Genomic DNA, 19,691 nt, shown 5'->3' with positions numbered 1-19,691 from the left:
ATTATCATTAGTTTGATGAAATTTAGTATTGGAGATAGATTTTTATGATTGAAACAAATGCAATTAGCACTATTGAGGATGATGACGAGATTGACTTTGCGGAGCTTTTCTTTGTCCTCAGACAGAAGATTTGGATTATTATTTCATGTGGTTTAATAGGTGCAATAATTGCATTTTTATACACAATGTTCCTAATCAAGCCATTATATCAGTCTTCATCCATGATTTACATCTTTTCTAAGACAACTACTCTTACATCTGCAATTGATCTTCAGCTTGGTAAGCAGCTCACTGTAGATTTTGAGATTCTCGGTAAGAGTAGACCAGTACTTGAAAGAGTAATATCTGACTTGGAGCTTGATACAGATTACGAGTCACTTCTCAGGATTGTTACTGTTGAGAATCCTTCAGATTCAAGAATTATCAAGATAACTGTCAAGAATCAGGATCCACAGCTTGCATGTGATATTGCTAATAGCTTGGCTGGAAATCTTGCATCCAGGGTAGCCGAGGTTACTGGAACCGACAAACCTTCTTCTGTTGAAGAGGCCGTGGTTGCAGCCAGACCTATAAGCCCTAGTAAGAGTAAGAATACTATGTTAGGCGGAATGGTAGGAATATTCCTAGCTATAGCTGTGATTCTTGTTATGTACTACAGCGATATGTCAATCAGAAGTGAGGATGATGTTAGAAAGTACCTGGGACTTGGAACACTTGCAGCTGTTCCATATGAGAAGAGTATTTCTGCAGGACACGAATCAAGATCCTCTAAAAAGAAGAAAGCTAAGAAGAGAAAATGATGAGTAGGAAGAAAAAATACTATTTATGTTTAGCACTTATTTCACTCATCGTCATTGCTGGAATTGGTACATATCTATACGTTGACAGCAGAAATAGCAGGCAGGAGATGAATGAACTTTCATCCATGGCCTACTCTAGCTTAGAACAGAGCGATGATGCTCTGGAGAATTCCTCAGCAGCTGCGTCATCAGACATAAATCTTAATGACAGTTATACTTCAGCTTCAGAAGCTACATCAGAAGCTGCTATAGAGGAAACATCAGAACAAACAAGCAATTCATCTAATATCGACATAGTCAGTCTACAGAGTGTTAATCCTGATATTTTCGCCTGGATCAATATTCCAGGAACCCTTATAGATTATCCGATAGTGCAGCATCCTACGGATGATACCTATTATCTAAGTCACGGACCTGAGGGAATGAACTCTTCACATGGATGTCCATTCATCGAAAGCTGTGATTCCATTTCTTTACAAGACTTCAACACTGTGGTTTATGGACACAATATGAATGATGGCTCCATGTTTGCAGGACTTCATAAGTTTGAAGATAAAGATTTCCTGGCGAGCCATAGAGAAATCACCATCAGCACTGCTGATCACGAGATGTCCTATAGGATTTTTGCTGCGGTCATGTACAGTGATACTTATATACCTTACTACTATGATGACTTAGTAGAGGCAGATAGATTGGCATTTTTGGATTCACTTAGTACCGATTGCGTCTCATCCAGGAGCATAATTCTTGATGATGAGAAGGTCGGCGCTGATGATCATATAATCACGCTCAGTACCTGCGATAGGAAGTTGCGTGATAACAGATTTATAGTGGTTGCTGTTTTAAAGAAAATCGATGGAGTGGATGTTTAAGAGCAGATGAACAACAACAAACCCAAGATAATAGTTGCGGCGTCACTGGTGGTATTAGCTATCTTTGGAGTAATGGCTGCAGAGGCCTACTCCAATAATTTAAAGGCCGACGGTGTAAAGAGATTGAATAGCGATTCTGCAGAAGAAGCAACTGTGGCCGGAGCTAGCAGGCCCTATACTAAGGACGGCTTTGATGGAAGCATTACCTACGAAGGTGTGAGGTATGAACCAAACTCACATATTGATACTGTTCTCTTCCTGGGAATTGATAGTAGTGATCAGGAGAGAGAGGGCATAGGTATTACAGAAGGTGGTAGAAGTGACACCATCATCTTGTTTGTAATAGATAATGACAAGAAACTCATCACACCTCTTGAGATTAACAGGGACACCATGGTTGATGTAGATATTTACGATAACGATGGTAATTATCTAGCTAAGGGAACTGAGCAGCTCACAATGCAGTACGCCTATGGCAACACACCACAGAAGGCCAGTAGCCTCACCAGGGAGAAGGTTTCTGATCTCCTGGGGAGAAAGAGAATAGGAAGTGTGATTTCACTGACCATGGATGGAATCGAGCCAATCGTTGATTCTATCGGAGGTGTAACGTTGAACCTCATGTCAGATGAGACAGATTTAAACCCTTCTTATGTAGAGGGTGCAACAATCCATCTTGATGGTACAGCAGCTAAGGCCTTCGTTCATAACAGAGACGTTACAGTCAGAGGTAGTAATATTTCCAGAATGACCAGACAGACTCAGTTTATGCTGGCGATGTTTCAAACTATACAGAGTCAGGGTAGCTCTATAGTAGAAACCATGGAAGATGCAGCAGGAGATTACCTCTACGAGGATATCGATGCAGACAGTGTTGATCATCTGACTCACTATGAGTATTCAGGAGAGGTGCTAAAACTTCCTGGAGAAAACGTGGAGACAGGTATCCACGATGAATTTTACCTTGATGATGATAAGTTAACCCAGCTTATTCTAGATCTTTTCTATATCAGATCCTAAGCACAGCTTAACTTTCAATCAAATATAAAGACAACAAGATTTAACTTACAGGGAGAGGAAGAAGTTATGAGGAAAAATGTTTTAGTAAGCGCTGCACTTGCAGTAGTAATGATGGCCAATGTGCTCTTTACAGTAGACGCACAGGCAGTTAGTAGAACAACAACTGTTGAAATCACAGGAGTTTCACGTACAGCAGATGGTGCTGGTGATGGACAGGTCCTTGGTGCGCGAAGAGGTGCAGAAGCAAGTACTGGTGTAACAGCTTCAACAATTGTTAATCAGGAGGCTGCAAGTGCAGTTAATAACGTAGAAATTGTAGCAGCTCTTGTAAATGATTATGTAAAAGCAGTGGCTGAAGCTGGTACTGCAGCAGGACAGGCTAGTAATACAGCTGGTTCAAATGTTTCTACTACTGAAGTTAAGGCTGCTGATATTTCTGTAGTAGATGCTATGGAGCTTAAGGTTGATGCAGGAGTAGAAGTTTCTGCAGAAAATCCTTTATATGTATCATTTAGCGTTCCTGGAGTTACTGAGAACACAAGAGCGTGGGTTCTTCATTATGGCGCAAATGGATGGGAAATTGTTCCTACAACAGTAGTTGATGGCAAGGTTATTGGTATGTTTACAAGCCTTTCTCCTGTAGCTATCGTTGTTGATAAGAGCACTTTAAAGGGCGCAGTACTTGGTGCAACTAGAAAAAAGTCTCCTAGAACAGGTGATAACTTCTGGCTTCTGATCATTGCAGGGGCAGGTATTATTTCGGCTTCAGCAGTAGCACTTCAGAAGAAATACTTCAATGATTGATTTTGGGAGGCCTGTTATAGGTCTTGCAGATATTCACTGTCACATAGTTCCATTTGTAGATGATGGAGCTGAGGATTATGAGGAAGCACATGAACTTATCAAAGATGAGTATTCTCAAGGAGTTCGGACGCTGGCAATGACAGTTCATCTTAGATACGGAATGTTTGATACTCCTGTCAGTAAAGCAGAGAAGCACTTTGAGAAGTTAAAAAATTGGCTTTCTGAAACAGATATGAATGACATGGAACTCTTTATTAGTCGTGAGTATTACTGCGATGAGAGATTTGAAATGTTGCTAGATGGATATGCTAATGACAGTGATGAAGTGATCTTTGATGGGGAAAAGCTTGTCCCCAAGGAAGAAATTAGACCTTTTGGTAAACATAAATGCATTTTACTAGAGTTTTCCTCTATCAGAATGCAGGATAGTGAATTTGAAATATTTATCAAGAAAGCTTCGCAGGCAGGACTAACGCCTATAGTAGCACATGCTGAGCGTTGTCCTGCTGTGCAGGATAGACCTACGATTGTTTACAGGATGAAAGAACATGGAGCTTTAGTTCAGGTAAATTGCGAGTCACTTTTATCCAAGACAGATTCCAAAGAGAGCCAGACAGCTCAGGGACTTGTCAAACATAAACTGGCAGATATTGTTTCATCAGACTGTCATAATCTGAGAGACCGTCTGCCTGAAGTAAGGAAATGTTACTTACTCTTAAAAAAGAAATACGGTATCAGCACGGCTGATGATCTTATGAGAGAGAGGGCAGTATCACTAATCTATGGTGATGAAGTAGGCAATTGTAAGGAGTTATTTGTAGATGTTAAAAATTAAGCTTGAAAAAAAAGAACTTCCCTTTGCTATGGCAGAGGAAATCAAAAACCTCAGAACAGGAATCAGTTTCAGTGGTGAGAATTTAAAGACACTGCTGTTTACAAGTTGCACTCCAAATGAAGGAAAGAGCACAATTGCTCTTGAGACAGTAAGATCCTTTGCAGAGCTTGGTAAGAAAGCTCTTTATATTGACTGTGATCTTAGAAAATCAATCTTTAACAGCAGAGTTCTTGAGGGCAGGCCAAAGTTTGGCCTTACTCACTTCCTTACAGGCCAGTGTGATTTAGAAGATATTATTTATAGAAACGAAGATAAGGAAGATGCTATTTACTTTGATTTGATACCTGCAGGTCCTATTAGTAACAGCCCAACAGAACTCATTGCATCTGATAAATTCAAAAATACTCTTAAGGAACTACGTGATGAGTATGACATCGTAATAATTGATACTCCTCCTCTTGCTTCTGTAGGAGATGCTGCAATTATGGGAGCGATAGTTGATGGATCAATCCTTGTAGTTGAAGTAGGTAATGCTGACTACAGACTTGTGCAGAAAGTGAGAGATAAGCTTGCGGCATCAGGAGCAAGAATTCTCGGGGTAGTTCTCAATAAAGTAGATAAGTCTAATAAGAGTTATGGATATTATAAGCGCGGTTACGGTTATGGCTATGGTTATGGCTATGGCTATGGACACAGCGAAAAATGATATTGGTGATTATTCTTAAGAATTTATCCTAATTTGCAAATAAAAAAGTGTTTGTTTTTACGCACATTTTTGTGCGCTGTGTTTTTTGTACTCAAAATAAGGGTATTTAGGGAAAACTGGTGTAAAAAAGAGAAACGGAATAACGACAGCAGAATTATGGGAGGAGATAATTATGAGGAAGCAAAAGAAACAGAAATTACTAATTTATGCTCATTATTATGCACCGGATGTTGCTTCTACAGGGCAATTGCTTCAGGACATGGCAGAAGGTATGCTTGATGTATTTGATGTAACAGTCATTTGTACTGTGCCATCCTATGGTGGAAAAATAGCGCCAGAATATAAGGGTGAAAAATATTATAAAGAAAAAATAAATGGCGTAAAGGTAATCAGAATAGCTGTTCCTGAATTCGCTAAAACCAATAAAGTTTCCCGAATTAAGAATCTTCTTGCTTACTATTTTGGCGCTAAAAAGGCAACAAAGCTTGTTGGTAAGCAGGACTATATTTTTACTATATCACAGCCTCCAATTCTTGGTGGAATGCTTGGCGTATATGGTAAGAAGGTGCTTAAATCATCAGATGGGAAGTCTCCTCTTTTTGTATATTGTATTCAGGATTTTAATCCGGAACAGGTAATAGCAACTGGATATGTAAAATTCAAGTTTATTCTTGATATAGCTAAGTGGCTGGATAATAGAAGCTGCGTCAAGTCTGATCTTGTAGTTACTGTTGGAAGAGATTTGGAGCAGACATTGATTGGAAGATTTGGTAATAAAGCAGTACCAAAGCATACAATCATAAATAACTGGGTCGATGAAAACGAAATACATCCACTTGCTGCTAATAGTGAAGGTGTAGAAGAATTTAATGAGACCTATGGCTTGAAAGATAAGTTTGTTATCATGTATTCCGGAAATATTGGGCTGTACTATGACCTTGATGGACTTATTGAGGTTATGGCTAAGTTTGATGGAGCTAAGACACCTGATGGCAGAGAGGTTGTGTTCGCTTTCGTCGGGGCAGGTGCAATGCTCGGTAAGCTCAAGAAGTATACTGAAGAACATTCTTTAAAGAATATGGTCTTTATACCCTATCAGGATAAAGATAAGCTTATATATTCTCTTAATGCGGCGGATGTACATTGGTGTGTTAGCGCAAAGGGAATAAAGGGAGTATCTTGCCCATCAAAGTTTTATGGGATAGCAGGCGTAGGAAAACCAGTAATTGGTGTTCTTGAAAAGGGTGCAGAGATAGAAATGCTCATAGAGGAAATAGGTTGTGGTAAGCTTGCAGAACCTGGAGATTATGATACTATTGAGGAGATTGTTGACTGGTTTATATCAAATGCTGACAGCTCAGAACTAGTTGAAATGGGAAGGAAAGCTCATGAATATCTCATGGGACATTTGACTAAAAGTTTATCAATCAATAAATATAAGAAAGCGATGTTGACTTATGAACAGCAACTACTTCAAACTCCTGCTCAAGTTACAGAAAGTGAAATACGGGAAGGAATTACTGCTTAAAGGTATTCCAGTAATATTTAATAAGAAAGGCGCAGAAATAGCAATTGGTGATGGATGCACCATCAAGTCCTCATTTCTATCTAACCTTGTAGGATTATACAGTCGAACTATTATTGTAACTCGTAGGCCAGGTGCTTACATTAGGATAGGTAATAATGTAGGTATATCTGGAGCTACGATTTATGCCCGTAAGGGAATAACAATAGGTGATAATACAGCAATTGGTGGAAACGTTAAGATACTTGATAATGATTTCCATCCAATAGAATTGGAAGAGAGAAATAATCTTTTAAATGATAAAAATGGTGGTAATTCTGATTTGGTTCCTGCCAAAGAGATTCATATTGGCAGGAACTGTTTTATTGGATGCAATTCTATTATTTTAAAAGGAACATTTTTAGGAGATGGCTGTGTAGTAGGCGCTGGAACAGTTGTGGCTGGGGAATTTGCTCCCAATTGTGTAATTGTGGGAAATCCAGCAAAAGTAATCAGAACACTTGATACTAATTGATTTAGGAGTAAACAAAATGGTTGACTTAACAGTTGTCATTCTTACGAAGAATGAAGAAAAAAATCTTAGAAAGTGTGTAGAATCCTTTAGGGGAATTGCTAAGAGATTTGTCATAGTTGATAGTGGTTCTACAGATGGCACAAGAGAATTATGTGATAATTTGAACTTGGAATTAAGTAGAATAGGAGCTTCTTTAGATTTCTATTACAATGAATGGATATCATATGCTAATCAGTTGAATTGGGGATTACAGCATACTGGAATCAGCACAGAATGGTCTATGAGAATGGATGCTGATGAGGAATTAATGGAAGATCTAGCTAAAGAAATAGAGAAAAGGCTTCCTACTGTGAAGTCCCCTATAAATGGAATAGTGTTGAGGCGGCGAGTGTATTTTATGGGGCGATGGATTAAACATGGTGGTAGATATCCAGAATTATTATTGAGAATATTTAGAACTGGGACGGCCTTGTGTGAAATGAAAATAATGGATGAGCATATGGTTCTTTCTGAAGGAACAACAATTGAGTTTAGACATGATTTAAAAGATAATAATCAAAAAGATTTGGACTGGTGGACTTCTAAACATAATTGGTATAGCAATCGTGAGGTACTAGATCATCAAATGAGATTAGCTGGAGATGCTTTTGTTGATGCTGGTGGATCTAGTAGTCAGGCTAAGATGAAAAGAATCTTTAAAGATGGTGGTTACTATAGGTTGCCTAAATTTTTTAGGGCACATCTTTACTTTATATATCGTTATTATCTAAAGCTGGGTTTTTTGGATGGACCAGAGGGAAAAATTTTTCATTTTTTACAGGCATATTGGTATCGTTTTCTTGTGGATGCAAAGTTATTCGAGTGTGACAAAAATGGAAATAAAATGAAGGAACAAGGAGCATTGAAAGCGTGAAAACTGTTTTGATATTAAATGGCCAGTATCTTCCTGGGTATAAAGGAGGAGGTCCTATTCAGTCTTGCGTAAATATTATAGAAAATCTTGGTAGTGATTATAAATTTAAAGTATTATGTGCGGATCGGGATTATAAATCGGATAAACAATATGATGGAATTACAGTTAATGCGTGGAATAAGGTAGGTCAGGCAAATGTCTATTATATGAGCCCGGATGTGCAATGCTTAAGTGGATTTTTGAAAATATTAAATGATACAGAGTATGATGCTTTATACTTAAATGGTTTTTTTTCTCCGATTTTCACAATAAAGCCGCTTATTTTAAGAAGTTTGGGTAAGCTGAAAAATAAACAAGCAAAAATCGTAATTACTCCTAGAGGGGATTTTACGGGAGGCTTAGAGAATAAAAAGATAAAAAAATATGGATATATTGCTACGGTAAAGTTATTAGGCCTCTATAGAAATTTACTTTGGCATGCTACAAGTGATATAGAAGAAAGAGATATAAGAAGATTGTTTCCGAATGCGAGAACTTATATGATACCAAATCTTCCAGCTAAGTATTTGCCAAAAAAGATAATGACTGAAAAAAAACCTGGGAAATTAAGATTGGTTTTTGTATCACGTATATTTCCCAAAAAAAATATTAAGTATGCTCTAGAGATATTGCAGCAAATAACAGATGGAGAAATAGTTTTTGATATTTACGGGCCGATGGAGGATAAAGTATATTGGGAGGAATGTTTAGGTATTATAAAAAATATGCCTAGTAATATTAGTGTCAGTTATTGCGGTGAGGTAGCCCATGATAAAGTTTCAGAGGTATTTTCAAACTACCATGCATTTTTCTTTCCTACATTAGGTGAGAATTATGGACATGTAATAGTCGAGGCAATGATGAATAATTGTTTATGTATTTTGAGTAAAGGCGTTACTCCTTGGGATGAATATATTGATTTATTAGATTTGGGGGCTTCGTTGTCGGATACTATTCATTTTATTGAAATTATTACTAGGTTGATTCATGCGGATGAAGTGCATTTTGAAAAAATGATTGGAATTAGTAATAAATTTATTAGTGATAGGATTAATTCTGAACAAGATATTAAGAAGTATAAAGAGCTATTTTAATAACAATTTTGGTGATTAGATGAAGGTTATATATATTACTACAGCACCAGCTCCATATAAAGTGGAAATGCTGGAAATATTAGGAACATATTGTGATTTGGATGTTGTATTTGAAAAAAATAGTGAGTCATATAGGGAGGATAGCTGGTTAAGAACTGATTTTAAAAATTTTAAGGCTCACTTTTTAAAGGGAATTAGAATTAAAGACTCTATTATAAGTTGGGATATAATATCACTTATTAAAAAAAATCGTTATGATTGTATAATTGTAGGAGTGTATTCAACGCCATCAGAATTACTTTCGCAAGTTTATTTTTGGATTCATAAAATTCCGTACGTGCTGAGCTCGGATGGTGGTTTTGTGAAGAAAGAGAAAAGAATTGCGTATTTGATCAAAACATTTTTTATTAGTAAGGCTACTTATTACCTTAGTCCTAATGAAAGTAGTTCAACTTATTTAATGCATTATGGTGCTAGAAAAGAAAATATTTATCTTTATCCGTTTTCTTCTGTTAAAGAATCAGAGATATTAAGTAGCCCTGATAGCTTTGAAGTTCGAAAAGCATTTAAAGAAAAAAACCGAATGAGTGAGAAATATTCTGTTTTATTTGTGGGCCAGATTATACCAAGAAAAGGCATTGATATTTTGATTAAGTCAGCTAAAAGATTAAGTGATATTGGTGTGTATCTCGTAGGTGGAAGTATTACTGAGGAGTATAAAAGGTTAATTGAACAATTTGACATTACTAATATACATTTTATCGGCTTTAAAGATAAGAATAATCTAGCAGATTATTATCGTGCTTCAGATGTGTTTGTTCTCCCTACGAGGGAAGACGTTTGGGGATTGGTTGTGAATGAGGCAATGTCTTTTGGACTTCCGGTTATTACTACGTCGAAATGTAATGCTGGAATAGAAATGATAAAAAATGAAAACGTAGGCACTATTTTAAAAAACAATAACGAAAAGGAATTGGCGGATAGTATATTATCATGGGTTAACAAACGTAATAAAGATAATGATGAGGAAGTATTAAGTATTGCAAAAATGTATACTATAGAAAAATGTGCTTTTGCTCATTACGAAATTATAAAGAAACTATTTGGTGAAGGTAATTTGAAATGAAAAATAATATTAAACAACCATTTCGAGTATTACATATTATTCCTGGTTATGGAGGCGGCATTTCTTCTCTTGTTAGAAATCTTGTTAATGGCATAGATGATAGTTTGGTGCAAATAGATATAGCTGGTTTTACAGACTATCCAGCTAAGTTTGAAAATGAAGTAATTAGTAAAAATGGTAGGCTTTACACTTTACAGAATGTTCGATTTCATAATTTATTTAGATGTGTAAAGGAGTTCTGTAAGATTGTAAAAAATGGAAACTATGATGCAATGCATTTGCACTTAACAGATAAGCAAGCTTGTTATTTTTCATTACTTGCGCGTATTTGTGGAATGAAGAGAATAATTGTGCATGCACATATTTCTGATGCAAAAGGTAGTGATAGTATATGTTTTAAAATCAAGAACAGATTAGATCAAGTGCTGACTGGTTTTGCTGCAACTCAGTATGCATCATGTAGTAAAATTGCGTCGGCATTTAGATTTGGTAATAAAATTGTGAACCGTAATCTTGTTATGCATATACCTAATAGTATAGATGAGAAACAATATTTTATAGATGTTGATGAATCTATAAATAAGCGGTATTTAAAGAAGTTAAAAATTGATGCTGGATCATTGGTCATAGGACATGTTGGCTTTTTTGGTTATCAAAAGAATCATCTTTTCATGTTTGAATTGGCAAAAAAATTAATAGAAAGAAATGTTAATTTTGTTTGGGTTTTTGTAGGAAGTGGATATAATTTTGATGAGTATAAGCAATTGGCCGAAAAAATGGGATTATCTGACTGTATCAGGTTCCTTGGGAGAAGAGACGACGTTAGGAATTTATATAATATAATGGATGTTTTTGTTTTACCTTCATTTTTTGAGGGATTGCCAACCGTTGCTATAGAGGCACAAGCTAGTGGTGTTCCATGTGTAATTGCAGATACTATTTCTGAGGAAACAGATTTGGGACTTGGTTTGGTTAAGCGCTTATCTTTAGATTCTTCTGTAGATCTGTGGTGTGACGAGATTATAAGAATGTCTAAAACGGATGTTCCAGATATTGCGCAGCGTAAAGCTTTGATAGAAAAAAAATGTTTTACAAGAAAAATGGCTGCTAATTTGTATACAGATTTTCTATATGGCAGGCTTAGTTCCTACAATTTGTGATTGATTATTTGAATGGGTTGATTTAGTTATGGGCGCAATTGATTTGATTAAAGCAGATAAATTTAGATATGTAGGTAAAGATAGAAGTTTTTTGCATACATATTTGAGATATGAGGGGTTCAGATTTTCTGTATGGCTTAGGATTTGCCATTCATTAAATAGAAATAAGCTTACAAAATATACCATGTTAATGGCTGCAAGACTAGTATACAAACACTACAAATATAAGTATGGTTATGATATTCCGTATCAATCTGAGATTGGCCCAGGATTATGCATATATCACTTTGGCGGGGTTGTCTTTTCAGCAAAGAGCGCTGGCAAGAATTTGACAATTTCTCAAAACACGACAGTGGGAATGAGAATCTATGATGGAGAAAAGAAATATCCGGTAATAGGAGATAATTTGTATTTGGCGCCAGGAGCAGCAATAGTTGGAAATGTAGTTGTGGGGAATAATGTTGCAATTGGAACAAATGCTGTTTTGCTTGAAAATGCTTGCGACAAGTCAGTATATATTGGTATTCCTGGAAAAAAGGTGTCTTTAAATGGCTCATTACAATATATTAGTAATCCTGTCTAAGAGAGATATAAAGAGAGTAAGGGTGTAGTGATGCTTAAAAGAAGATATATGTTTTTTTTAATATTTCAAATGTTTGTTTGTCTATTTGCTTATTGTATTATTTCGTGGGATTTTCAACAAATCACTATAGAAAAGCAATTAGGGATTATTTCAATAGTAAGCTTGATTGGATACAGCATTTTTTTGAAAAGAAGTAAATTGAATATCTTTACTGTAGGAAACATTTTTATTGTTTTTCTTTATCTTATGAATTTAGGGCTTCCTATCGCAAGATTGTGTGGATGGATAAACACAGAAGATGCGATACGTTTTATGGATAGACGTATTTATAGTATGGGATGTGAAATATTTAACAGATTTATAGTGTATGCTATATGCATTATCTCATTTATAGAATTGGGATATACATACTTTTGTTTGAATGACAAGAATAATAAATGTATTCATTATAGATATATTGATAGTTATGATGATGGAAGCAATTTTGAAAAGAAACTAAAACATATTCATCTAGGAGGAATTATTCTTGTAATTCTAGGATTTGTGCCATATATATATTTAGAATATTACTATATTCTTGGGTCGCTAATATATGGTTATCAAAACGTAGATAATCCATATATTAGTAGTGGAAACGGTATTGGCTTGTTAAGTAATTTGATGACAATTGGACTGATTATGTTGGCGATTTCATTTCAAAAACAAAAGCGGGCATTTGATTTGCTTTTCTTTTTTGTTGTGAGTTATCACTTGATCCGTATGTATTTGACGGGGGATAGAAGTACGGGGCTCATGATTATTTTTGTATGGGCTTTGATGCGACATAAATATATAAATCCTATTAAGGGAAAAAAGATAATACCGATGATTGGGTTAACATATATAGCGATGATGTTTTTGAAAACAATTGAAATGACAAGGTCTCTTGGTGGAATGGATGTTTATGAGGCTATTTCAAAGCTTTCGGATAGCAACATATTGGGAGAAACAGTCTTTGAATATGGGGGGAATGTTTGGAGCGGACTAATGGTTATGTATAGTGTGCCGACTACTTCTTCGTTTAGATTTGGCTTGACTTATTTTGCTGCTGTGATAGGTAAACCTTTTAAAATTCTAGGGATTACAGATAAGATTTGGAAATATGCCGATTTTTCGAACTTTTTAATGCAAGAAGAAAGGGGACCTCTAATAAATTCATTAACTGCAGCTATGGGAGGCTCGTTTATTGGAGAGTTATGGTTTAACTTTGGCTGGGTTGCTATTGTAATAGCTTCGTTTTTCGGAATTTTTTTAGGGTGGCTTTCGATGGCATGTTTTGATAGTGATTCGGATCCATTTTTGTCAAGCTATCTGTTATATATTTCAACATTATTATTATGGTGGACTAGACAGTATTTCACTTCTGTTGCATGGGACGCGTTAGTGTATGGAGCTGTACTATTATTGTTAAAACCCTTGGTTAAACTGATAGAAATAAAGCTTTTAGTGTATTTTGATTATAAAAGTAATCAATAGTAATGGTGATGTGAATGTAGCATTCTTTGAGGAGTATTTATTTAATGAGATTGGCAATTGTTATTCCTGGATATAATTGTGGCTGTTATGTAAAAAAATGTATAGATAGTGTATTATGCCAGGAATTTAAGAATTATAGTATTTTTTTTGTCGATGATGGAAGTTCGGATTCTACTGCAGGTATTGTTAAATCATATAATGATAGCAGGATTATCTATATATGGCAGCCTAATTCAGGCGTGAGTGCTGCTAGAAATAGGGCAATTAATGCTATCAGTGAAAGACAAGAAAGATATGATTATATAATGTTTATGGATGCTGATGACTGGCTTGAGAAGGGTGCGTTGAGCAAAATATTTATGGAATCATATGAACATGAGGAAGACTATATTTTTTTTAATTGGAATGAGTATCATTGTGTAGGCAATGAAATGCTGACTGTTCAACATAAAATTAGTGATTCCTTTTCTTCTGAAGTTTGTGTAGAAGATATTAAAAAACATTTTTTGAGATCGCGAACTGGAGGAAGCCCTTGGGGAAAACTTTTTAAGACGGAAATAATTAAGAATAATATTATTCGATTTGATGTAAATTTGCCTTATGCAGAGGATTATTTATTTAATTTAGAATATTTGAATCATGCTAATACTTGTTTTTATATTAATGAATATTTATATGGATACAATTGTTGTAATGAGGGCGGGAGAGCTAAAATACGAAGAAATTTAATTGATATTACTTCCCATGTTGAACAGCGAAAATATTCCTTATTTGGAAATAATAAACAATATAAGAGGATTATGGATGCCGAATTGATAGAGAGAACAGCTATTGGAATACTTAATCTCAAAAATTTTATGGATGATGAGATAGACAAAAGAGAAGAAATAGGAAAAGCGATAGGATTTTTATTAAAGCAAGAGATAGGCACCAAGGATATTCTTATATCTAGTTCTAGTTTAAAAGCTAAGTTTATATGTTTATTATTCTATGAGATGAATAAATGCTCAAAAAACATATTATTAGACAGATGAGAGGAATTTGCTTGAAAATATAATGAATTATAAAAACAAATTTATTAAGGATTTTTTGGTTATCCTATTAAGTAATGGGATAATTTTAATAAGCAATATATTTACAGGTCTGATTATTCCAAAACTTTTAGGTGTGAATAATTATGGTTATTATAAAATTTTTACTTTGTATTTGGGGTATGCTCCTTTATTCCATATTGGCTTTGTTGATGGAGTTCTGTTAAAGCATGGAGGTGAAAATTATAATATATTGAATCGAGAGAAATTTCGATTTAATACAAGATTTTTTTTCATTATGCAAACTAGTATTTCATTGATTATTGTAATAATGTCGTTATTGGTGCTTGGAGGCATTTATAAATTTATAGCTATTATGGTTGGAGTAGATATCTCAATTACTAATATATCTTCTTACTATCAATATATTTCTCAATGTACTATGCGTTTTAGAGAATTATCATTACGAAGATTTCTACAGTCATTTTTAAAGATATTATTAGTGGTCGTTTGCTATGTGCTATATAAAAAAAAGATATTGCTAGAATTAAGTAGCTATTATTACATTATAGCTTTAGTTTTAATTGATTTATTATTGTTGGTTTGGTATGTCTTTACCTATAGAGAAATAACATTTGGGAATGCTGAGCATTACAATAGTGCAAAGGAAAGAATAATAGAGTACTTTAAAAGTGGAATAATAGTAACAATTGCATTTCAGTTATCAAACTTAGTTTTCTCATTAGATAGGCAATTTGTATCACTACTATTTGATACTAATGTATATGGAACTTATTCATTTGCTTATAGTTTGGTTTCTATGGCCACTGTTATTATTAGTGCCATTTCATTGGTTTTATTTCCTACTTTAAAAAGAAAGTCGGAAGAAAGCATAGTTAGGGATTTTGCTGATAGCATTGCACTCATTTCGGGTTTAGTATTTCTTGCGCTTATTGGCTATTATCCGTTGTCTTCTTTTATTCGGTGGTATTTACCTAATTATGAGGATTCACTATTGTATTTAAGAATTGTTTTTCCGGGGCTAGCAATTTCAAGTTGTATTACTACGATTATTTTTACATATTATAAAGTTTTGAATAGACACTTGAAATATTTTAGGATTTGTTTATTCATTTTAGTTGTTTCTGCATTATTAAATGGATTGGCGTATTATATTTTTAAGACGCCTGCAGCGATATCTTGGGCTTCAATTATTACTTTAGGTATATGGTTTTTGATGGGGCAGGCATATTTCATAAGAAAATATAAAGTGAAGTGGATAAGTAATTTTATATACATGATACTTATGTCATTTGCTTTTTATTTTTCTAGCAAAGAATTATCTTTTTTTTCTTTACTAAAATATTTTGTTGCTTATGTAATAAGCACATTACTAATTCATTTTAAAACAATTAGAAGGATTGCTAGAATGATTGAAAAGTAATTTTTTGCGAATAGAGGATATATAGTAGGAAGTAAACCAAGTAGAAACTCCTAATGCATGGGGAGAAGCCAGACATTAGGAGTTTTTTGATGGCTAGAGGAGGATAATAAAATGAAAATAGCAGTAGCGGGAACAGGATATGTTGGACTGTCACTGGCAGTTCTTTTGTCACAGCACAATGAGGTGACAGCGGTTGATATCCTTGAGGAGAAGGTTGAGAAGTTAAATAACTGGATATCACCTATTCAGGATGAGTATATTGAGAAGTTTTTGAAGGAGCACGAGGAGAGGAAACTTAATTTTAAGGCCACAACAGATGGTGCGTTAGCTTATGCAGATGCTGATTATGTTATTATTGCAGCGCCTACAAACTATGATCCTGCCAAGAACTTTTTTGACTGTTCAGCGGTTGAGGCGGTAATTGACCTGGTTCTTAAGTCCAGCAAGACTGCTACAATGATCATCAAGTCTACAATTCCTGTAGGTTATACCAAGAAGGTAAGAGAGCAGTTTAAGACAGATAGAATTCTCTTTTCACCAGAGTTTCTGCGTGAGTCCAAGGCTCTTCATGACAATCTTTATCCTAGCAGAATTATTGTTGGATGTGATGATGCAAGCCGCGATAAGGCAGAAGTTTTTGCAAATCTCCTGGTAGAGGGCGCTGAGAAAGAGAACATCGATACTCTTTTCATGGGATTTACAGAGGCAGAGGCTGTTAAGCTTTTTGCTAATACATATCTTGCACTTAGAGTCAGCTATTTCAACGAACTTGATACATACGCAGAGCTCAAGGGCCTTGATACACAGAAGATCATTGAGGGTGTTTGCCTTGATCCCAGAATTGGAACACACTACAACAATCCTTCTTTTGGTTATGGCGGATATTGCCTGCCAAAGGATACCAAGCAGCTTCTTGCAAACTTCCAGGATGTGCCGGAGGATCTGATCAGGGCTATTGTTGAGAGTAACCGCACTCGTAAGGATCATATTGCAAATATGGTTTTGGAGAAGGCAGGCTACTACACAGAGTCTTCAATGTGGAATGCTGAGAAGGAGAGACCAATAACAGTAGGTGTTTATAGGCTTACTATGAAGTCCAATTCTGATAACTTCAGACAGAGTAGTATTCAGGGCGTTATGAAGAGGCTTAAGGCCAAGGGCGCAACTGTAATTATCTATGAGCCAACGCTTCCTGATGGAACTACTTTCTTTGGATCACTTGTTGTTAATGATATTGAGAAGTTCAAGAGTGGGTCAGACAGCATCATTGCTAACAGATATGACTCAGTTCTTGATGATGTTCAGGATAAGGTTTACACAAGAGATATCTTTAAGAGAGATTGATGGAATAAGTTTTAAGTGAAATTGAGAATCCCTGCTCGAAAGAGCAGGGATTGCTATATAGGGCTTTATGGCTTAATACCATTATCCTCTAGAAGTTTACGGAGGCGGGCGTTTTCATCAGCAAGGGTTGCGTTTTCATCAGTAAGGGCTGCGTTTTCATCAGTAAGCTCTTTTATCGTGGCTTCTCTTTTGGCCTGATAGCGGAGAAAATCATCACGTTCTCTGGCAATTTTGCGGATGTTCTCATCAGTGTTAGAGAGATATAGTGATTCAACAGCAGAAGACATGCATTCATTATTCTGTGCAATCATTTTAAGTTCCTCCCAGGTTTTGGATTTGAAGAGGCGAACCCACTTTGTTATGCCGTAGTCAATATCATCTTGTGTAGCGAGCTCTTCATGGATTAATTCTATCACAATAAGATTGAGCCTGTCAGTATAAAGGTAATTATCCTTGGCGTTTCGTAGCTGATAAGTTGCATAAAATTCAGGATGATTTTCAAATAGTGTAAAGTCAAGGAAGCCTACATGGTATACAGGAAGAACATTTTTGTAATCATCTCCGCGGTTGATGTTATCGTATTCACGGCAGATGTAGGCTACTGACCTGAACTGCCAGTTACCATAATTATTGAGCTGCATCTCGATGTTTATGATAGTGTCATTATTCAGAGTCAGCAGGATATCCATACGGTATTCTTTGTCGGCGATACTTACGCCGGGTTCAACAACATTTTTTATCTCAATGTCTGTAATTGAATCCTGTTCTAGGTGAAGTACCGATGAGAGAAGGCCTTTGAGAGCAAATTTGTTTTGCTGAAAGACTATTCTGAACATGTAGTCGTTGGTCATTCCGACTTCGACTGGGCCTGTGGCATTTAGGTAATCCGTTCCGGTAAATTCGTTAATGATTTTTGATTCTTGTTGCATTGGTAAATCCTTTCTTTATTTTTTCTACAATGCTTGCAAGCTGCTGTAGGAAAGTACTGGCGATTTGCCAGGTATGATGGCTTATTTGTCAACAGATCTGTTGACTGAAGGTTTAAGCCAGAATCTATGCTAGCACAAAATTTTTAAGATTTACCATCGAAATTTCTTAAGATTTTCTTAATGTTGATTTTTTTGCCTTCAGGTTGTCTAATATTACATAGACAAAAGCAATTGTGGGGATTATATGAATGAATATGCTGGAAAAGAGGATAAGGCAGGTTTTGCCAATTGTAATCATGCTTATCGTGATTGCGGTGCTGACTACGCAGTCTCCAAGTGAGACGATTAGTGTTTCGAGGGAATTGCAGGATTTGTGTAAGGGAATAATTCCAAATGCTTCAGGTAGATGGACTACAGATATGCACTGGTTCAGGTCACTTCTTCATTTGCCGTTGTATTTTGTGCTTGGGATTATAGCCGCTTTTTCTTTTCGCCAAGTGTGGGTATCCCTGGGAATCTGCAGTTTTATTGCATTGGCAGATGAAACGTTGAAAATCTTTCTTCCAACCAGAGAGTTTGAAGTGAGAGACATCATATTTGATGCCTTTGGATTTCTTGTAGGAATCGGGGTGGTCGTATTGTGCAGATGGCTAGGGGATAAGCGTAAGATATGTGAATAAGTGATATCGTAGGTGGTTACCTGCTACTATGAAGGAAGTGTAAGATTTCTTAATTATGATTTTGTGTTTAGTGAAATAGAGGGTATGTAAAAAAATAATCCCTGCTCGAAAGAGCAGGGATTGCTATATAGGGCTTTATGGTTTAATACCATTATCCTCTAGAAGTTTACGGAGGCGAGTAATCTCATCAGCAAGGGTTGCGTTTTCATCAGTAAGGGTTGCATTTTCATCAGCAAGAGTTGCATTTTCATCAGTAAGCTCTTTTATCGTGGCTTCTCTTTTTGCCTGATAGCGGAGAAAATCATCATGTTCTCTGGCGACTTTGCGGATGTTCTCATCAGTATTAGAGAGATATAGTGATTCAACAGCAGAAGACATGCATTCATTATTCTGTGCAACCATTTTAAGTTCCTCCCAGGTTTTGGATTTGAAGGCGCGATTTACGCTTTTGTCTGCAAGTAGTCATTGTTTGTTATGTTCTTTCTTTGTGAATTTCCTCGATAATTAACTATCGAATCGAGAAAATCGGCACACAAAATCTTGAGAAAAGCCGAAAAACGGCGTGAACTTCCTGAAGAAAGTTCCACTCAATGAAAAGTGAGGTGAAACTCGAGAAGGAAAACTCGTAAAAACCGCGTAAAATCGGCATTTTCTGGGCAAAAAAGCTTGCGTACAGCAAGAATGTGAATTTCCTCGATAATTAACTATCGAATCGAGAAAATCGGCACACAAAATCTTGAGAAAAGCCGAAAAACGG

Annotated in this window: 20 protein-coding genes; 18 read left to right on the top strand and 2 right to left on the bottom strand. The window is 35.7% G+C overall.

The window, feature by feature from the left end; genetic code table 11:
• The first annotated feature begins 44 nt into the window (after positions 1-44).
• The 17 genes from BLO53_RS12660 to BLO53_RS12580 all read left to right on the top strand — a co-directional run bounded on the left by BLO53_RS12660 (position 45) and on the right by BLO53_RS12580 (position 17,325).
• Positions 45-800 (top strand): YveK family protein, encoded by a 756-nt coding sequence (locus tag BLO53_RS12660; RefSeq protein ID WP_092062257.1) that lies wholly within the window; start codon positions 45-47, stop codon positions 798-800.
• The gene (locus BLO53_RS12655) at positions 800-1,672 is read left to right on the top strand and encodes a class B sortase (protein WP_176757275.1); all 873 of its coding nucleotides are present in this window, start codon (positions 800-802) and stop codon (positions 1,670-1,672) included. The genes BLO53_RS12660 and BLO53_RS12655 overlap by 1 nt, the downstream gene beginning before the upstream one ends.
• 6 nt (positions 1,673-1,678) lie before the next feature.
• Positions 1,679-2,692, top strand: a complete 1,014-nt coding sequence (locus BLO53_RS12650) for an LCP family protein (protein WP_092062251.1) — start codon at positions 1,679-1,681, stop codon at positions 2,690-2,692.
• A 66-nt stretch (positions 2,693-2,758) separates the two neighbouring features.
• Positions 2,759-3,496: a hypothetical protein gene (locus tag BLO53_RS12645; protein WP_092062248.1), complete on the top strand. Its 738-nt coding sequence runs from the start codon at positions 2,759-2,761 to the stop codon at positions 3,494-3,496.
• Positions 3,489-4,331, top strand: coding sequence for a tyrosine-protein phosphatase (locus BLO53_RS12640; protein ID WP_092062244.1), 843 nt, complete (start codon positions 3,489-3,491; stop codon positions 4,329-4,331). Before BLO53_RS12645 ends, BLO53_RS12640 begins: the two co-directional genes overlap by 8 nt.
• A complete protein-coding gene (locus BLO53_RS12635; protein ID WP_092062241.1) occupies positions 4,318-5,037 on the top strand; it encodes a CpsD/CapB family tyrosine-protein kinase in 720 nt (239 codons plus the stop codon). The genes BLO53_RS12640 and BLO53_RS12635 overlap by 14 nt, the downstream gene beginning before the upstream one ends.
• 172 nt (positions 5,038-5,209) lie before the next feature.
• Positions 5,210-6,565, top strand: coding sequence for a glycosyltransferase family 4 protein (locus BLO53_RS12630; RefSeq protein ID WP_092062238.1), 1,356 nt, complete (start codon positions 5,210-5,212; stop codon positions 6,563-6,565).
• Positions 6,495-7,076 (top strand): acyltransferase, encoded by a 582-nt coding sequence (locus BLO53_RS12625; protein ID WP_092062235.1) that lies wholly within the window; start codon positions 6,495-6,497, stop codon positions 7,074-7,076. The genes BLO53_RS12630 and BLO53_RS12625 overlap by 71 nt, the downstream gene beginning before the upstream one ends.
• 16 nt (positions 7,077-7,092) lie before the next feature.
• Positions 7,093-7,989, top strand: a complete 897-nt coding sequence (locus tag BLO53_RS12620) for a glycosyltransferase family 2 protein (RefSeq protein WP_092062232.1) — start codon at positions 7,093-7,095, stop codon at positions 7,987-7,989.
• Positions 7,986-9,122 carry a glycosyltransferase family 4 protein gene (locus BLO53_RS12615; protein ID WP_092062229.1) on the top strand — a complete coding sequence of 379 codons (1,137 nt, stop codon included), beginning with the start codon at positions 7,986-7,988 and terminating at the stop codon, positions 9,120-9,122. Before BLO53_RS12620 ends, BLO53_RS12615 begins: the two co-directional genes overlap by 4 nt.
• A gap of 19 nt (positions 9,123-9,141) precedes the next feature.
• Positions 9,142-10,248, top strand: a complete 1,107-nt coding sequence (locus BLO53_RS12610) for a glycosyltransferase family 4 protein (RefSeq protein WP_092062226.1) — start codon at positions 9,142-9,144, stop codon at positions 10,246-10,248.
• On the top strand, positions 10,245-11,408 hold the full coding sequence (locus BLO53_RS12605) for a glycosyltransferase (protein ID WP_092062223.1): 1,164 nt from the start codon (positions 10,245-10,247) through the stop codon (positions 11,406-11,408). Before BLO53_RS12610 ends, BLO53_RS12605 begins: the two co-directional genes overlap by 4 nt.
• Positions 11,409-11,436: 28 nt before the next feature.
• Complete coding sequence (locus tag BLO53_RS12600) at positions 11,437-11,991, top strand: serine O-acetyltransferase (RefSeq protein WP_092062220.1); 555 nt, start codon at positions 11,437-11,439, stop codon at positions 11,989-11,991.
• 30 nt (positions 11,992-12,021) lie between these two features.
• Entirely contained in the window at positions 12,022-13,506 is a 1,485-nt protein-coding gene (gene wzy / locus BLO53_RS12595) for an O-antigen polysaccharide polymerase Wzy (protein WP_092062217.1), read from the top strand.
• Between the two features lie 44 nt (positions 13,507-13,550).
• Positions 13,551-14,540 (top strand): glycosyltransferase family 2 protein, encoded by a 990-nt coding sequence (locus tag BLO53_RS12590; RefSeq protein WP_092062214.1) that lies wholly within the window; start codon positions 13,551-13,553, stop codon positions 14,538-14,540.
• 7 nt (positions 14,541-14,547) lie between these two features.
• Positions 14,548-15,981 carry a lipopolysaccharide biosynthesis protein gene (locus BLO53_RS12585; protein WP_092062212.1) on the top strand — a complete coding sequence of 478 codons (1,434 nt, stop codon included), beginning with the start codon at positions 14,548-14,550 and terminating at the stop codon, positions 15,979-15,981.
• A 111-nt stretch (positions 15,982-16,092) separates the two neighbouring features.
• Positions 16,093-17,325, top strand: coding sequence for a nucleotide sugar dehydrogenase (locus BLO53_RS12580; RefSeq protein WP_092062209.1), 1,233 nt, complete (start codon positions 16,093-16,095; stop codon positions 17,323-17,325).
• 65 nt (positions 17,326-17,390) lie between these two features.
• On the opposite strand, the gene BLO53_RS12575 is transcribed toward BLO53_RS12580, so the two are convergent.
• A complete protein-coding gene (locus tag BLO53_RS12575; protein ID WP_092062207.1) occupies positions 17,391-18,254 on the bottom strand; it encodes an Rpn family recombination-promoting nuclease/putative transposase in 864 nt (287 codons plus the stop codon).
• Positions 18,255-18,502: 248 nt separating this feature from the next.
• Here BLO53_RS12575 and BLO53_RS12570 point away from each other — a divergent pair, with 248 nt between their 5' ends.
• On the top strand, positions 18,503-18,934 hold the full coding sequence (locus BLO53_RS12570; RefSeq protein ID WP_092062204.1) for a VanZ family protein: 432 nt from the start codon (positions 18,503-18,505) through the stop codon (positions 18,932-18,934).
• A gap of 135 nt (positions 18,935-19,069) precedes the next feature.
• On the opposite strand, the gene BLO53_RS12565 is transcribed toward BLO53_RS12570, so the two are convergent.
• On the bottom strand, positions 19,070-19,336 hold the full coding sequence (locus BLO53_RS12565; RefSeq protein ID WP_092062201.1) for a hypothetical protein: 267 nt from the start codon (positions 19,334-19,336) through the stop codon (positions 19,070-19,072).
• Positions 19,337-19,691: the final 355 nt, after the last annotated feature.

It is taken from the genome of Butyrivibrio sp. INlla14 (assembly GCF_900102515.1).
In the GTDB taxonomy this organism is placed as follows: Bacteria; Bacillota; Clostridia; order Lachnospirales; family Lachnospiraceae; genus Butyrivibrio.
This window is presented reverse-complemented; position numbering and strand designations above follow the sequence as displayed.

Coding starts and splice junctions, on each gene's coding strand:
- BLO53_RS12660 (WP_092062257.1), top strand. CDS start 45: ATGATTGAAACAAATGCAATTAGCACTATTGAGGATGATGACGAGATT.
- BLO53_RS12655 (WP_176757275.1), top strand. CDS start 800: ATGAGTAGGAAGAAAAAATACTATTTATGTTTAGCACTTATTTCACTC.
- BLO53_RS12650 (WP_092062251.1), top strand. CDS start 1,679: ATGAACAACAACAAACCCAAGATAATAGTTGCGGCGTCACTGGTGGTA.
- BLO53_RS12645 (WP_092062248.1), top strand. CDS start 2,759: ATGAGGAAAAATGTTTTAGTAAGCGCTGCACTTGCAGTAGTAATGATG.
- BLO53_RS12640 (WP_092062244.1), top strand. CDS start 3,489: ATGATTGATTTTGGGAGGCCTGTTATAGGTCTTGCAGATATTCACTGT.
- BLO53_RS12635 (WP_092062241.1), top strand. CDS start 4,318: ATGTTAAAAATTAAGCTTGAAAAAAAAGAACTTCCCTTTGCTATGGCA.
- BLO53_RS12630 (WP_092062238.1), top strand. CDS start 5,210: ATGAGGAAGCAAAAGAAACAGAAATTACTAATTTATGCTCATTATTAT.
- BLO53_RS12625 (WP_092062235.1), top strand. CDS start 6,495: ATGAACAGCAACTACTTCAAACTCCTGCTCAAGTTACAGAAAGTGAAA.
- BLO53_RS12620 (WP_092062232.1), top strand. CDS start 7,093: ATGGTTGACTTAACAGTTGTCATTCTTACGAAGAATGAAGAAAAAAAT.
- BLO53_RS12610 (WP_092062226.1), top strand. CDS start 9,142: ATGAAGGTTATATATATTACTACAGCACCAGCTCCATATAAAGTGGAA.
- BLO53_RS12605 (WP_092062223.1), top strand. CDS start 10,245: ATGAAAAATAATATTAAACAACCATTTCGAGTATTACATATTATTCCT.
- BLO53_RS12600 (WP_092062220.1), top strand. CDS start 11,437: ATGGGCGCAATTGATTTGATTAAAGCAGATAAATTTAGATATGTAGGT.
- wzy (WP_092062217.1), top strand. CDS start 12,022: ATGCTTAAAAGAAGATATATGTTTTTTTTAATATTTCAAATGTTTGTT.
- BLO53_RS12590 (WP_092062214.1), top strand. CDS start 13,551: ATGAGATTGGCAATTGTTATTCCTGGATATAATTGTGGCTGTTATGTA.
- BLO53_RS12580 (WP_092062209.1), top strand. CDS start 16,093: ATGAAAATAGCAGTAGCGGGAACAGGATATGTTGGACTGTCACTGGCA.
- BLO53_RS12575 (WP_092062207.1), bottom strand. CDS start 18,254: ATGCAACAAGAATCAAAAATCATTAACGAATTTACCGGAACGGATTAC.
- BLO53_RS12570 (WP_092062204.1), top strand. CDS start 18,503: ATGAATATGCTGGAAAAGAGGATAAGGCAGGTTTTGCCAATTGTAATC.
- BLO53_RS12565 (WP_092062201.1), bottom strand. CDS start 19,336: ATGGTTGCACAGAATAATGAATGCATGTCTTCTGCTGTTGAATCACTA.